Here is a 14,034-nt window from a genome sequence, read left to right on the forward strand (position 1 = left end):
GCCGGGCCCGGCGGCTCGCCCCGCCATAGCCCAGCTTCCCCCCCGGCGGACAGGCCTGCCGCACCGCCATTTGCCCCGGAGCCCGGCCAGGCGGACGCGAACATAGGTTCGGATGCACTTGTATTGAGTGACCACGTTGGCTGAATATTAAATACTATCTGCCAAGAGTTTGGGCAAATTCGCCACAAGCCTCTGCTGGTTGTCTACATGTTGACCGTGATCGGCTGCTTCGTTGGTGAACACAATCCGTGGCTGGTGGCCCTCGCGGCGCTTGTCTGCACGCTGGCGAGCGCGACGGCGATCGAGTTGCTGACCCATGCCGGCCGGGCCGGGCGCCGCAGCCGCTACACGTGGCTCGCGATCGCCGCGATCGCGGGCGGCTCGGGGATCTGGGCGACGCATTTCCTGGCGATGCTCGCCTACGCGCCGGGGCTGCCCTCGGGCTACGGGGTCGGCCTGACCCTGCTCTCGTACGTCGACGCCGTCGCGATCGCCGGCCTGGGCTTCGCGCTGGCCGCGACGGGCGGGCGGGTGCGCGGGGCGATCGGCGGCGCCGTGGCGGGCGGCGGCATCGCGGCGATGCACTACACGGGCATGGCCGCCTACCAAGTGACCGGTCACCTGATCTGGAACCCCGTCCTGGTGGCGGTCTCGGTCGTGATCGGCTCCGTCCTCGGGGCGGCGGCCCTCGTCGTCGGCCTGTCGGCGCCGACGATCCGGGGCCGGTGCGTGGGCGCCTTGCTGCTGATCCTGGCGATCTGCGGCCACCATTTCACCGGCATGGGCGCGGTCACCATCCTGCCCGATCCCCTGGTGGCGATTCCGGAGAACGCGGTCCGGACCGAGTGGCTCGCCGCCGCCGTGGCGCTGGCGACCTGCCTGATCCTGCTTCTGGCCGGCGCCGCCCTCGTGCTCGATCTGCGGGAGCGCAAGCGCGCCGAGTTCGAGCGCGAACGCCTGCTCAGCCTCGCCAACGCGGCCGTGGAAGGGCTTGCGGTCTGCCGCGAGGGCGTGATCGTCAGCGCCAACGACGCCTTCATCCGGCTCGCCGGCGCCGGGGCGGACGCCCTGATAGGGACGCGCCTCGCCGCCTATCTGCCGGGCCTCACGCCCGGGCTCGGATCGCCGGACCAGCCCCTCGAGGCCGACCTCGTCCAGGCTGGCGGCGGCACGATTCCCGTCGAGGTGATCATGCGCCCGGTCACCGAGTACGGGAACCAGCCGCACCATGCCGTGGCGGTGCGCGACCTGCGCGCGCGGCGCCGGGCCGAGAGCGAGATCCACTACCTCGCCCACCACGACGCGCTCACCGGGCTCGCCAACCGCACGAGCTTCCACGCGCGGCTCGAGCGGGAGATGCGCGCCGCGGATGTCCAGGGCACCCGGCTCGCCGTCCTGTGCCTCGACCTCGACCGCTTCAAGGAGGTCAACGACCTGTTCGGCCACGCGGCCGGCGACGCGATGCTGCGCGACCTCGCGCTCCGGGTCGGCGGCCTGCTGGACGCCACGCAGCTGATGGCCCGCCTCGGCGGCGACGAGTTCGCGATCCTGACGCCGCAGACCGACGGCGCCGCCGAGCGGCTGGCCGAGCGGATCCTGGATGCCCTGGCGGCGGTGCCGGCCGCCTCCGGCCCGGTGATCGCCACGAGCATCGGCATCGCGGTCTATCCCGACGACGCGCTGGACCAGAGGGCGCTCCTGAGCCACGCCGATGCCGCGCTCTACAGGGCCAAGAACGAGGGCCGCGGCACCTGCCGCCGCTACGACGCCAGCATGGGCGCGCAGATCCGCGACCGGCGGCAGCTGGAACACGACCTGCGCCACGCGGTGTCCCGCAACGAGCTCGAACTCGTCTACCAGCCGCAGACGCAGATCGAGTCCGGCGGGGTCACGGGCTTCGAGGCGCTGCTGCGCTGGCGCCACCCGAAGCGCGGGACCGTCTCGCCGGCCCTGTTCGTGCCGATCGCCGAGGAGACCGGGGCCATCCTGGAGATCGGCGCCTGGGTGCTGCGCGCGGCCTGCCGGACGGCGGCCGGCTGGCCGCGGCCGCTCGGGATCGCCGTGAACGTCTCGGCGGTGCAGCTCCACAACCCGCACTTCGTGCAGTTCGTCCACGGGACCCTGTTCGAGACCGGCCTGAAGGCCGAGCGCCTGGAGATCGAGATCACCGAGACGGCGCTGATCCGCGATCCGGCCCGGGCGCTGCTCACCCTGCGCCAGCTCAAGGCCCTGGGCATCCGGATCGCCATGGACGATTTCGGGACCGGCTATTCCTCACTCTCGAACCTGCGCACTTTCCCGTTCGACCGGATCAAGATCGACGGCTCGTTCATCAAGGCGGTCCACAGCAACCCGCAGGGGGCCGCGATCGTGCGCTCCGTCCTCGGGCTCGGGCGCGGCCTCGGGCTGGCGGTGGTGGCCGAGGGCGTGGAGACGGACGAGGAGCTGTCGTTCCTGGCCGCGGAGCACTGCACCCTGGCCCAGGGCTACCTGCTGGGCCGGCCCGCGCCGATCGAGCGCTTCTCCACCCACACCCACGGCACCGCGCCGGAGGCGGCGGCCTCCGTGGCGTAGACTCGGCGCCTGGATCGCTTCGCTGCGCGCCAGGGCGGCCGCAGAACCGGGCGCGAAGGCGGGCGAAGGCGGCCACAAAGGCGACCGCCGAACCATCGACCGGGCGGACCCGACGCAGGCGCGCTAATCCGTCTCGCCGCGCAGGGGACGGGCCAGCAGCCCCGCGATCACGTCGTCGACCCCGGCCGTACCCGCCACGATGGCGGCGACGGCCACCGCCACCGGCATCTCGATGCCCTTCGCGGTGGCGAGCCCGGCGAGCGCCGCGGCCGTGAACGCCCCCTCGGCGAGCTTGCCGCCCGCGGCCTCGGCCGGGCTCGCCCCGGCGCCGAGCCGCTGGCCGAAGGCGAAGTTGCGCGATTGCGGCGAGGAGGCGGTGAGCACGAGGTCGCCGAGCCCCGAAAGTCCCATCAGCGTCTCGGCCCGGCCCCCGAAGGTGCGGGCGAAGCGCATCAGCTCGGCGAAGGCGCGGGCGATCAGCGCCGCCCGGGCGCTCTCGCCGAGACCCCGGCCGGCCACGATCCCGCACGCGATGGCCAGCACGTTCTTGCCGGCCCCGCCGATCTCGACGCCACGCACGTCGTCGGTGTGGTAGAGCCGGAAGCTCGGCCCCGACAGCAGCGCGCTCAGAGACGCGGCGAGGCCGGGATCGGACGCCGCCAGGGTGACGGCGGTGGGCAGGCCGCGGGCGACGTCGGCTGCGAAGCTCGGCCCCGACAGCACCGCCACGGGCGTTCCCGGCGGCAGGATCTGCTCGGCCACCGCGCTCATGAAGCTGTCGCTGCCGCGCTCGATGCCCTTGGCGCAGAGGATCACAGGACCGGCCGAGGCCAGGGGTGCGCGTAGGGTCTTCAGAACGCCGCGGACGGTCTGGGCCGGCACGACCAGCAGGGTCGCGCGGGCGCCGGCGAGGTCCTCCGGCTGCGCGGTCGCCCGGATGCCGGCGTGGAGCGGCACGCCCGGCAGGTAGCGCGGGTTCTCCCGCCGCGCCTCAAGGGCGGCGGCCGCCTCCGCGTCGCGCAGCCAGAGGGTCACGGGATGCCCGGCCGCCGCGGCGGCGTTGGCGAGCGCCGTGCCCCAGGCGCCGCCGCCGACGACGTTGATCGCGCGTCCCGCGCTCATGCCGCATCCTCCCTGTCCGCGCAGTCCAGCCGGTAGAGGACGTGATCGCGCAGCGGCCCCTCCGGGACCGCCGGATGCGGGAACGTCCCGGCCGGCGCCATGCCGAGACGCTCCATCACGGCCCGGGAGCGGGCGTTGCCGGCCGCCGTGTAGGCCACCACGGCGCGGATTTCGCAGCGTCCGGCGAGATCGGCCAGGGCCAGCCGCGCGGCCCGCGTGGCGAAGCCCCGGCCCCAGGCCTCCCGCGCCAGGCGCCAAGTCAGCTCGACCGTCGTCCCGGGCCGGTCGCCGCCCGGGAAGGGCAGGGGCTGCAGGATCCGCATCGCGCCGGCGCAGCCGATGAACCGGCCGCCCTGCGCCAGCGCCCAGGGGCCGAACCCGTCCGCCACGAAGCGCCGGTCGAAGCGGCCGGCCTCGGCGACGCTCTCGGCCTCCGTCCGGGGCCGGGGGAAATGGGCCATCACCGCCGCGTCGGCGTTGAGCGCAGCGAAGGGCGCCGTGTCCTCCGGATGCCAGCGGCGCAGGATCAGGTCCCCGTCCTCGAGGAATTCGGGCACCGCAGCGGCGGCGACCTTGCCGCGCCACGCGAGCGAGCGGCGGTTCAGGAGGGCGAGGTCCGCGTGGCCGGCGAGCACGGCCTCGCCGAGCGCGATCGCCGCCTCGAGCTGATCAAGGGGCAGGGTGGCATAGGCGGGCGGGCGCACATGGTCGCGCCAGGGGCCGCCGCAGGCGTGGTCCAGGAGGATGCGGGCGAAGCAATGGTCGAGGCGGACCGGCCAGCCCGGCCGCGCGGCCTCGGGCAGGCGGCGTTCGACCAGATCGCGCCAATAGGCGCGCCGCGCCGCCTCGCTCATCCGGCCGGGACCGCCGCGCGCGCCGGAGCGGCCGCCAGCGGCCAGCGGGGCCGGGCCGGGGCGGTGAGGTCGTCCACGAGCCCGAGGCGCAGGCGTTCCAGGCCGGCCCAGGCGATCATCGCGCCGTTGTCGCCGCAGAGCGGCAGGGGCGGGGCCACGAAACCGAGACCCGCCTCGCCGGCCAGGGCGGCCAGCGCCCGCCGGACGGCACCGTTGGCCGCCACGCCGCCCGCCGCCACGAGGGCGGTGGGCCGGCCGGCCACGTCCGAGAAGGCGCGCAGGGCGACCCGGGCGCGGTCCACCACGACGTCGACCACGGCGGCCTGGAAGCTCGCGCACAGGTCGGCGACGTCGCGCTCGGCCAGCGGCGCGATCCGCTCGGCCTCGATCCGCAGGGCGGTCTTGAGGCCCGACAGGGAGAAGTCGGCCTCGCGCCGGCCGAGCATGGGCCGGGGCAGGGCAAAGCGCTCGGGATCCCCGGTCTCGGCCATGCGCTCGACCTCGGGGCCGCCCGGATAGCCGAGGCCGAGGAGCTTGGCGACCTTGTCGAAGGCCTCGCCGATGGCGTCGTCGACGGTGGAGCCGAGCCGCACGTAGTCGCCGACGCCCCGCACGGCGACGAGCTGGGTGTGGCCGCCCGAGACCAGCAGCAGCAGGTACGGGAAGGCGATGCCATCGGTCAGCCGCGCCGTGAGCGCGTGCGCCTCCAGGTGGTTGACGGCCAGAAGCGGCTTGCGGGTCACGAGGGCCAGGGTCTTGGCCGTGACGAGGCCGACCAGCACGCCGCCGATCAGCCCGGGCCCGGCCGCCACCGCGATCCCGTCGAGATCGGGAAAGCCGATCCCGGCCCGGTCGAGGGCGCGGGCGATCAGCCGGTCGAGCACCTCCACGTGCGCGCGGGCGGCGATCTCGGGCACGACGCCGCCATAGGCCGCGTGCTCGGCGATCTGGCTCAGCACCTCGTTGGCGCGGATCTGGCCGAGGCCGTCCTCGTCGACGGACACGATTGCGGCCGCGGTCTCGTCGCAGGTGGTCTCGATGCCGAGGACGGTCTTCTGCACGCGCGGAACTCCTTGTCCGGATCACACTCTATCCGCCGGCGGCCGCGGCGCGAAGGCAGAGCCTGGTCTCCGCCGTCGATCTCATCCGCAACCTCGTCCTTCGAGGCCTCCGCTGCGCTTCGGCAACCACGGATGCGGACGCGGGCGGGAGATGGATCGCCGACCCGCCGCAACCCGGCGGGTGCGCGACCCGGGCCGCCCTCAGTCGACGGCAACCATGACGTCGGAGGCCTTGACCACCGCGTAGGCGGGACCGCCGGCGACAAGCTTGAGGGACTCGACCGCCTCGTTGGTGATCGAGGCCATGACCACCTGGCCGGGGCTGATCTCGATCTTGACGTGGGACGTAGTCGCGCCCTTGTCGACCGAGACGACGGTGCCCTTGAGGACGTTGCGTGCGCTGATCTTCATGTGTGCAGACTCCGCTCGCCGCCCGGGGCGGCTCCGGCGCGTCTCCTACAGCATGGCGGGGCCGCGCGCGATAACCTCAGCGGGGTTCGTCCTCCGGCACGCCGGCCTCTCCGGCCTCGGTCTCCGGGATGGCGGCCGCGCCCCAGGCGACGAGCGCCGCGTTGAGGTCGTCGAGGACGAAGTGCCGAGCGCTGTCCCGGTCATAGCCGTCGGCCAGGAGCGCGTCGTAGTCGGTGAAGACGTGGCGGGCATAGGTGACGAGGGCGAGGCGGGCGGCCGTCTCGGGCGCGGCCCGGCGCAGACCCGCGCTCGCCAGCGCGCGATCGAGGACGGCCTCGGCCTCGAAGCCCGGCAGGCGGGGCGCGAGGCGGGCCAGCGCCGCGGCCACCGCCTCGCGGCGATTCCGGGGTGGCGCCACGCCGCTCATCGGAGCCATCCCGAACGCATGATTTTACGGCTCGGATCGGCTACGATCGGCGCCGAATAGGGCGGGGCAGGCATTCGATCCTGCGCCGGGGAGATCAGGTTCATGGCAACGATCCGTCACGCGGTGATCCTGGGCGTCCTGCTCGGGATAACGCCGGCGCTGGCCCAGAGCCCGCTCCCGGACCGGGCTCCGGGTGGTGCACCAAGCACGGTGCCGGCTCGGGATCCGGCACTCACCGCGCCGGGCGGACGCCGGATTGCCGCCACGGGCCAGACGAAGCCGCCCGGTGCGGCCGCCGCCGGTCTGCCGCGGCCGATCAACGAGGCCGAGATGATCAAGGCGCAGAAGGCCGCGGAAGCGCGCTCGAAGGCCTGGGACGCCAAGATGCGCCACACTATGGGCTCGATCTGCCACGGGTGCTGACCCCGGAAACGCGAAGGGGCCGCCCAGGCGGGCGGCCCCTCCACCGACATCGCTGTCGCGACAGCCTTAGCGGGAGTAGAACTCGATGACGAGGTTCGGCTCCATCTGCACCGGGTAGGGCACCTCGGACAGGCTGGGGATACGGGTGACGCGGGCAGTCATCTTGGCGTGGTCGGCCTCGATGTAGTCCGGCACGTCGCGCTCGGAGAGCTGCGTCGCCACGATGACGATCTCGAGCTGGCGGGACGACTCCTTGACCTCGATCAGGTCGCCGGCCTTCACCTGGTAGCTCGGGATGTTGACGCGGACGCCGTTGACCTTGACGTGGCCGTGGTTGACGAACTGGCGGGCGGCGAACGGGGTCGCGACGAACTTCGCCCGGTAGACCACGGCGTCGAGGCGGCGCTCGAGCAGGCCGACGAGGTTCTCGCCGGAATCGCCGCGCAGGCGGATCGCCTCGGCGTAGTAGCGGCGGAACTGCTTCTCGGTGATGTTGCCGTAATAGCCCTTGAGCTTCTGCTTGGCGCGCAGCTGCGTGCCGAAGTCGCTCATCTTGCCCTTGCGGCGCTGGCCGTGCTGGCCGGGGCCGTACTCGCGGCGGTTGACGGGGCTCTTCGGGCGGCCCCAGATGTTCTGGCCCATGCGGCGGTCGAGCTTGTGCTTGGCCTGAATCCGCTTCGACATGTTTCGCGTCCTCTCGTGACGAGAATGAGGAACGCGCCCTCCTTTTCCCGGACGTCAGGTCCGGGACGACAGGGCGGGAGGATCCCGCCCACGGGTGCGCGTGAAAACGCGACGGGGCTCCGTGCGGAGCCCCATCGACGGGCGGGTCTTTAGGGGACGGAGCCGGCGCGGTCAACCGTGAGAGGTCAGATGGACGAGTCAGTCGCGGTCCGCCGCGGGGAATCCGCGGACGTGGAGGCGATCCGGGCGCTGGTCGCGGCGGCCTATACCAAGTGGATCCCGGTGATCGGCCGCCTGCCGATCCCCATGCGGGCGGATTACGCGCAGGCTTTGCGGGACCACCGCTTCGACCTGCTGCTGGCCGGCCCGGATCTCGCCGGGCTGATCGAGACGAAGGCGGAGGCCGACCACCTGCTGGTCGTCAACGTGGCGGTGGACCCGGCCTTCCAGGGCCGGGGCTTCGGCAGCCGGCTGATGGGGCTCGCGGATGCCGTCGCGGCCGGGGCGGGGTCCGCGCGGCTGCGCCTCTACACCAACAAGAAGTACGTCGCGAACCTGCGCCTTTACGGGTCCCTCGGCTACCGGGTGGAGCGGGAAGAACTCTATGACGGACCGGGCCGGACCCGCGACGACGACGTCACCGTGTACATGGTGAAGGACTTGGTTTGAGGCATCGGCGCCGGCCCTACCGTCATCGCGAGCGCAGCGAAGCGACCCAGGGTGGCGCGCCGCCGTAGAGCGTGGCGCCTCTGGATTGCTTCGCTGCGCTCGCAAAGACGGGGCGTCTCCCGGCTCCCCTCAGGTCACCACGCTCGGCTCAGGCCTTCCGGTGCGCGGCTCGATCTCGGCGATCGCGCGGGCCGCGGCCGCGACCGGGGCCAGCACCTCGGCCACTGGAAGGTCCAGCCGGTCCGGCGCGTTCTCGTAGCGCTCCAGGTAGACCCGCAGCGTCGCCCCGGCGGTGCCGGTGCCCGAGAGCCGGAGCACCGCCCGCGCATCCTCGGCGAAGCCGATCCGGATGCCCTGGCGCTCGGTGAGCGAGCCGTCCACGGGATCGCGGTAGGCGAATTCGTCGGCCGTCGACACTGTGAGGTCGCCGATCCGCGAGCCCGGCAGCCCGGCGAGCTTCCCGCGCAACGCGTCCATCAAGCCGTTGGCGGCGTCGGAATCGACCTCCTCGTAATCGTGGCGGGCGTAGTAGTCGCGCCCGTAGGTCCGCCAATGCGCCCGCACCAGCGCGTCGGCGCGCTCGCCGGTGGCCGCCAGGATGTTGAGCCAGAGCAGCACCGCCCAGAGCCCGTCCTTCTCGCGCACGTGGTTCGAGCCGGTGCCGGCGCTCTCCTCGCCGCACAGGGTGATCAGCCCCGCATCGAGGAGATTCCCGAAGAACTTCCAGCCGGTGGGCGTCTCGTAGGCCTTGATGCCGAGAGCGGCCGCGACCCGGTCGGCGGCGCGGCTCGTGGGCATCGACCGGGCGACGCCCGACAGCCCACCGGCGTAGCCCGGCGCCCGGTGGGCATGGGCGGCGAGCAGCGCGAGGCTGTCGCTCGGCGTCACGAACAGGCCCGGGGCCACGATCATGTTGCGGTCGCCGTCGCCGTCGGAGGCGGCGCCGAAATCCGGCGCGTCCGGGCCCTGCATCAGGTCGAACAGGTCGTGGCAGTGGACCGGGTTGGGATCCGGATGATGGCCGCCGAAATCCTCCTTCGGGACGGCGTTGACCACCGTGCCGGCGGGGGCGCCGAGCCTCCCTTCGAGGATCGCCGTCGCGTAGGGGCCGGTCACAGCGCTCATGGCGTCGAAGCGCATGCGGAACCCGGAGGCGAACAGGCGCGACACCGCGTCGAAGTCGATGAGCGTGCGCATCAGCTCGGCGTAGTCGGCCACCGGGTCGATCACCGTGACCGTCATGGCCCCGAGGCGGGTGTCGCCGAGCGTGTCGAGGTCGAGGTCCGGCGCCTCGACGAGGCGGTACGCCGTCAGCCCCTTCGCCCGCGCGAAGATCGCGTCGGTGACGGATTCCGGCGCCGGGCCGCCATTGGCGGCGTTGAACTTGATGCCGAAATCGCCGTCCGGCCCGCCCGGGTTGTGGCTCGCCGAGAGGATGATCCCGCCGAGCGCCTTGGCTTTCCGGATCACGCAGGAGGCCGCGGGCGTCGAGAGCAGGCCGCCGCGCCCGACCAGGACCCGGCCGAACCCGTTGCCGGCGGCGAGACGCAGCGTCTTCTGCACCACCTCGCGGTTGAGGAACCGGCCGTCGCCGCCCAGCACCAGGGTCGCGCCCGCCTTGTCGGGCAGGGTGTCGAAGATCGCCTGGACGAAGTTCTCGACGTAGTTCGGCTGCCGGAACACCGGCACCTTCTTGCGCAGGCCGGAGGTGCCGGGCTTCTGGTCGGGGAAGGGCGTCGTGGCGACGGTTGTCGGAGTCGTCATAAGCGGGCGTCTCCCGGGATCTCCCGCCTCAATGCCCGTCCGGGAGCTTGGCGTCACCAGCCCCGGCGCCGGGGGCGGGCTTTTTTTCACGCGGTCTTGCCGGATCGGGCGACGGAATCCGCCGCCTGTCCAACAGGCCGTGCCGCGAAGCGTTGCGCCGGCCGACACCCGTCGGTTGAATCGCCCGAGCCGCCACGCAAGGCGGGCCGGAGGAAACCATGGCGGACAGACCGATGCGCACAGATCCGAACGCGGCGCGGCCGGGCCGGGGCTTGGCCCGGCGCGAGCTGGTCGGGGCGCTCGCGGCGGGCGTGACACTGGCGGCCGCGCCGGCTGCGGCGGCCGCCCCGGCGGCCCGGCTGGCGACGGAGGAGTTCCGCCTGCCCTGGACCGAGCCGGGCGTCGAGATCTACGTCCGCAACAAGCGTCCCGCCGGAACGGAGCGGTTCCCGGGCGACCGGATCCTGCTCTACGTGCACGGGGCGACCTACCCGGCCTCCACCGCCCTCGACCTGCCCCTCGGCGGGATGTCGGCGATGGATCACCTCGCGGGCCTGGGCTTCGACGTCTACCTCGTGGATCTGCCGGGCTACGGCCTGTCCGGACGTCCGGCGGTCATGAACGCGCCGGCGGCCGACAACCCGCCCTTCATGCGCACGCCCGACGCCGCCAAGGTCGTGGGGCAGGTGGTGGACCTCATCACCCGGCGCCGCGGGGTCGAGAAGATCAACCTGATGGGCTGGTCCTGGGGAACCTCGACGATGGGGCTCTACACCAGCACCCACAACGACGCGGTCAACCGGCTCATCCTCTACGCGCCGCAATGGCTGGCGCGCACGCCGGCCCTGATCGGCGGCAACGGGCCGCTCGGCGCCTATCGCAGCGTCAGCCGGGACAATGCCAAGACGCGCTGGCTGACCGGCGTGCCCGAGGACAAGAAGGCCGAGCTGATCCCGCCGGGCTGGTTCGACCAATGGGCCGACGCGACCTTCGCAACGGACCAGGCCGGCGCCAAGCAGACGCCGCCGGTCCTGCGTGCCCCGAACGGCGTAGTGGCCGACTCGAAGGAGTTCTGGCAGGCGGGCAAGCCGCTCTACGACCCGGGCGAGATCCGCGTGCCCGTGCTGATCATCCACGCCGAGTGGGACGCGGACCTGCCGAGCTACCAGGCGCAGGAGTACTTCACCAAGCTCACGCACGCCCCCTACAAGCGCTTCATCGAGCTGGGGGAGGGCACCCACACGGTGATGATGGAGAAGAACCGCATGCAGTTCCTCCACGAGGTCGGGGCCTTCCTCACGGAGGCGGATCCACAGGCGCTGAACTGAGCGGGCCGATCCCGGTCGCACCGGCGGAATTCAACCCAAACCCCTCATCCTGAGGTGCCCGCGCCAGCGGGCCTCGAAGGAGGGCTCCAGGGATCGCGCGGCGGGCTGGAGAGCTCCTTCGAGGCCTCCGCTGCGCTCCGGCACCTCAGGATGGGACGCGGGGGTGGGAGGGATCGAGGCGGCCCGTCCAGCCGCCTCGGGAAGGTCGCCCTACTCCGCCGCCTGCCGCGCCGCGTAGCCCAGCCGCTCGTTCAGAGCGCGGATCAGCTTGACGGCCGCCTCGGCGATCACCGTGCCGGGCGGGAAGATCGCCGCCGCGCCCGCCGCCGTCAGCGCGTCGTAATCGCCCGGCGGGATGACGCCGCCGATGGCGATCATCACGTCGTCCCGGCCCTGTTCGGTCAGCGCCGCCTTCAGCTCCGGCACCAGGGTCAGGTGGCCGGCCGCCAGCGAGGAGACTCCGACGATGTGCACGTCGTTCTCCACCGCCTGCCGGGCGGCCTCCGCCGGCGTGGCGAAGAGCGGCCCGATATCGACGTCGAAGCCGAGATCGGCGAAGGCCGAGGCGATCACCTTCTGGCCGCGGTCGTGCCCGTCCTGGCCCATCTTGGCGACCAGGATGCGCGGCCGGCGGCCGTCATTCTCCTCGAACGCCTCGACCAGCGCCCGGACTTCCTCGACCACAGGCGACATGCCCCCCACCTCGCGCTTGTAGACGCCGGAGATCGAGCGGATCTCGGCGCGGTGCCGGCCCCAGGCCTTCTCCAGGGCCTCGGAAATCTCGCCCACGGTCGCCTTGGCGCGGGCCGCCTCGACGGCGAGTTCCAGCAGGTTGCCCGCGCCGTCGGCGGCCCGGGTGAGCGCCTCGAGCCGGGCCGTGACCGCGGCCTCGTCGCGCTCGGCGCGCAGGCGCTTGAGCTTGTCGATCTGGAGCCGGCGGACGTTGCCGTTGTCGACCCGCAGCAGGTCGATGGCCATGTCGTCGTCGGCCCGGAACTTGTTGATGCCCACGATGGTCTGGCGGCCGGAATCGATCCGCGCCTGGGCCCGGGCGGCGGCCTCCTCGATGCGCAGCTTCGGGATGCCGGCCTCGATCGCCTTGGCCATGCCGCCGAGCCCGTCGACCTCGCGGATGTGCTCCCAGGCCCGGGCGACCATGTCGGCGGTGAGCTTCTCCACGTAGTAGGAGCCGCCCCACGGGTCGACGATCCGGGTGGTGCCGCTCTCCTGCTGCAGGAACAGCTGGGTGTTGCGGGCGATCCGGGCCGAGAAGTCGGTGGGCAGGGCCAGCGCCTCGTCGAGCGCGTTGGTGTGGAGCGACTGCGTGCCGCCCTGCGTCGCCGCCATCGCCTCGATGTTGGTGCGGGTGACGTTGTTGAACACGTCCTGGGCAGTGAGCGACCAGCCGCTCGTCTGCGAGTGGGTGCGCAGGGCCAGCGACTTCTCCGACTTCGGATCGAACCCCTTCACGAGCTTCGCCCAGATCAGGCGCGCGGCCCGCATCTTGGCGACCTCCATGAAGAAGTTGGTCGAGATCGCCCAGAAGAACGACAGGCGCGGGGCGAACTGGTCGATGGTCAGACCGGCGGCCAGCCCCGCCTTGATGTACTCGACGCCGTCGGCAAGCGTGTAGGCGAGCTCCAGGTCGTTCGTCGCCCCAGCCTCCTGCATGTGGTAGCCGGAGATCGAGATCGAGTTGAACTTCGGCATGTTTTTGGAAGTATATGCGAAGATATCGGAAATGATCCGCATCGATCCCTTTGGGGGATAGATGTAGGTGTTTCGGACCATAAATTCTTTTAGAATATCATTCTGAATGGTGCCCGCGAGCTTCTGCGGCGGCACGCCCTGCTCCTCGGCGGCGACGATGTAGAGGGCGAGGATCGGCAGCACCGCGCCGTTCATCGTCATCGACACGGTCATCTCGTCCAGCGGGATGCCGGAGAACAGCGTGCGCATGTCGTAGATCGAGTCGATCGCCACGCCCGCCATGCCGACATCGCCCGAGACGCGGGGATGGTCGGAATCGTAGCCGCGGTGGGTGGCGAGGTCGAACGCTACCGACAGGCCCTTCTGCCCGGCCGCGAGGTTGCGGCGGTAGAAGGCGTTCGAATCCTCGGCCGTGGAGAAGCCGGCGTACTGCCGGATCGTCCAGGGCTGGGTGACGTACATGGTCGGGTAGGGGCCGCGCAGGAACGGCGCGATGCCCGGATAGGTGTCGAGGAACTCGATGCCCTCCCGGTCCTCCGGCCCGTATCGGCCCTTCACCGGGATCCCCTCCGGCGTCATCCAGGGCTCGCCGAGCGCCGGAGCCGCGATCGCGAGTGATTCGCCGGCGAGCGGGATTTCGGCGAAGTTCGGGATGCGGGAGGTCATGGCGTTGACTCGTTGTGGCGTTTGTCATGCCATTATAGGGACCGGCTCGGAGCGGGCTACTCCCCTATCGGTCGAGTCGGCCGCACGGGATCCTGACCTCGAACAGCCCTGGCTGAGCGTCCGCGCTCGCTGACCCCGCAGACTTCGGCCTCGGGAATCAGCCCCGTCGCTCCGGGGCGCCGCAGGGGGGCCCGGACCCGAAGGGGCACGCCGCAGGCGGGCAACCCAGAACCGCCGTCGGTGCAGATCGAGAGCCACCAGCGTGCCTGGATTCCGGGCTCCGCTTCGCGGCCCCGGAAGGACGATGTGGACGCGCGCGCAGCCGCATCGGAGCACCGCCG

General features: G+C 72.1%; 12 protein-coding genes. 4 read left to right on the plus strand and 8 right to left on the minus strand.

What is annotated here, in order from left to right; translation table 11 throughout:
- Positions 1 to 207 precede the first annotated feature (207 nt).
- On the plus strand, positions 208 to 2,574 hold the full coding sequence (locus tag ABIE45_RS17915; RefSeq protein WP_192711134.1) for an EAL domain-containing protein: 2,367 nt from the start codon (positions 208 to 210) through the stop codon (positions 2,572 to 2,574).
- 123 nt (positions 2,575 to 2,697) lie between these two features.
- On the opposite strand, the gene ABIE45_RS17920 is transcribed toward ABIE45_RS17915, so the two are convergent.
- The 5 genes from ABIE45_RS17920 to ABIE45_RS17940 form a co-directional block, all read right to left on the minus strand.
- Complete coding sequence (locus ABIE45_RS17920) at positions 2,698 to 3,696, minus strand: NAD(P)H-dependent glycerol-3-phosphate dehydrogenase (RefSeq protein WP_192711135.1); 999 nt, start codon at positions 3,694 to 3,696, stop codon at positions 2,698 to 2,700.
- Positions 3,693 to 4,550: a GNAT family N-acetyltransferase gene (locus ABIE45_RS17925; protein WP_192711136.1), complete on the minus strand. Its 858-nt coding sequence runs from the start codon at positions 4,548 to 4,550 to the stop codon at positions 3,693 to 3,695. Before ABIE45_RS17925 ends, ABIE45_RS17920 begins: the two co-directional genes overlap by 4 nt.
- On the minus strand, positions 4,547 to 5,611 hold the full coding sequence (gene tsaD / locus ABIE45_RS17930) for a tRNA (adenosine(37)-N6)-threonylcarbamoyltransferase complex transferase subunit TsaD (protein WP_192711137.1): 1,065 nt from the start codon (positions 5,609 to 5,611) through the stop codon (positions 4,547 to 4,549). Before tsaD ends, ABIE45_RS17925 begins: the two co-directional genes overlap by 4 nt.
- 201 nt (positions 5,612 to 5,812) lie before the next feature.
- Complete coding sequence (locus ABIE45_RS17935; RefSeq protein WP_192711138.1) at positions 5,813 to 6,022, minus strand: TOBE domain-containing protein; 210 nt, start codon at positions 6,020 to 6,022, stop codon at positions 5,813 to 5,815.
- Between the two features lie 76 nt (positions 6,023 to 6,098).
- Complete coding sequence (locus ABIE45_RS17940; RefSeq protein ID WP_192711139.1) at positions 6,099 to 6,449, minus strand: DUF2293 domain-containing protein; 351 nt, start codon at positions 6,447 to 6,449, stop codon at positions 6,099 to 6,101.
- A 102-nt stretch (positions 6,450 to 6,551) separates the two neighbouring features.
- On the opposite strand from ABIE45_RS17940, the gene ABIE45_RS17945 reads away from it, so the two are divergent.
- The gene (locus ABIE45_RS17945; RefSeq protein ID WP_192711140.1) at positions 6,552 to 6,872 is read left to right on the plus strand and encodes a hypothetical protein; all 321 of its coding nucleotides are present in this window, start codon (positions 6,552 to 6,554) and stop codon (positions 6,870 to 6,872) included.
- Positions 6,873 to 6,938: 66 nt separating this feature from the next.
- Here the strand turns inward: ABIE45_RS17945 and rpsD are convergent, their stop codons facing one another.
- Complete coding sequence (gene rpsD / locus ABIE45_RS17950; RefSeq protein ID WP_010686187.1) at positions 6,939 to 7,556, minus strand: 30S ribosomal protein S4; 618 nt, start codon at positions 7,554 to 7,556, stop codon at positions 6,939 to 6,941.
- A 189-nt stretch (positions 7,557 to 7,745) separates the two neighbouring features.
- Here rpsD and ABIE45_RS17955 point away from each other — a divergent pair, with 189 nt between their 5' ends.
- Positions 7,746 to 8,225: a GNAT family N-acetyltransferase gene (locus ABIE45_RS17955; protein ID WP_192711141.1), complete on the plus strand. Its 480-nt coding sequence runs from the start codon at positions 7,746 to 7,748 to the stop codon at positions 8,223 to 8,225.
- 129 nt (positions 8,226 to 8,354) lie between these two features.
- Here the strand turns inward: ABIE45_RS17955 and ABIE45_RS17960 are convergent, their stop codons facing one another.
- Entirely contained in the window at positions 8,355 to 9,989 is a 1,635-nt protein-coding gene (locus ABIE45_RS17960; RefSeq protein ID WP_192711142.1) for an alpha-D-glucose phosphate-specific phosphoglucomutase, read from the minus strand.
- Between the two features lie 218 nt (positions 9,990 to 10,207).
- On the opposite strand from ABIE45_RS17960, the gene ABIE45_RS17965 reads away from it, so the two are divergent.
- Entirely contained in the window at positions 10,208 to 11,317 is a 1,110-nt protein-coding gene (locus ABIE45_RS17965; protein WP_192711143.1) for an alpha/beta fold hydrolase, read from the plus strand.
- A gap of 210 nt (positions 11,318 to 11,527) precedes the next feature.
- Here ABIE45_RS17965 and scpA read toward each other — a convergent pair whose 3' ends face one another.
- Positions 11,528 to 13,693: a methylmalonyl-CoA mutase gene (gene scpA, locus ABIE45_RS17970; RefSeq protein ID WP_192711144.1), complete on the minus strand. Its 2,166-nt coding sequence runs from the start codon at positions 13,691 to 13,693 to the stop codon at positions 11,528 to 11,530.
- Positions 13,694 to 14,034 lie beyond the last annotated feature (341 nt).

This window comes from Methylobacterium sp. OAE515, assembly GCF_041806315.1.
GTDB lineage: Bacteria > Pseudomonadota > Alphaproteobacteria > Rhizobiales > Beijerinckiaceae > Methylobacterium > Methylobacterium tardum.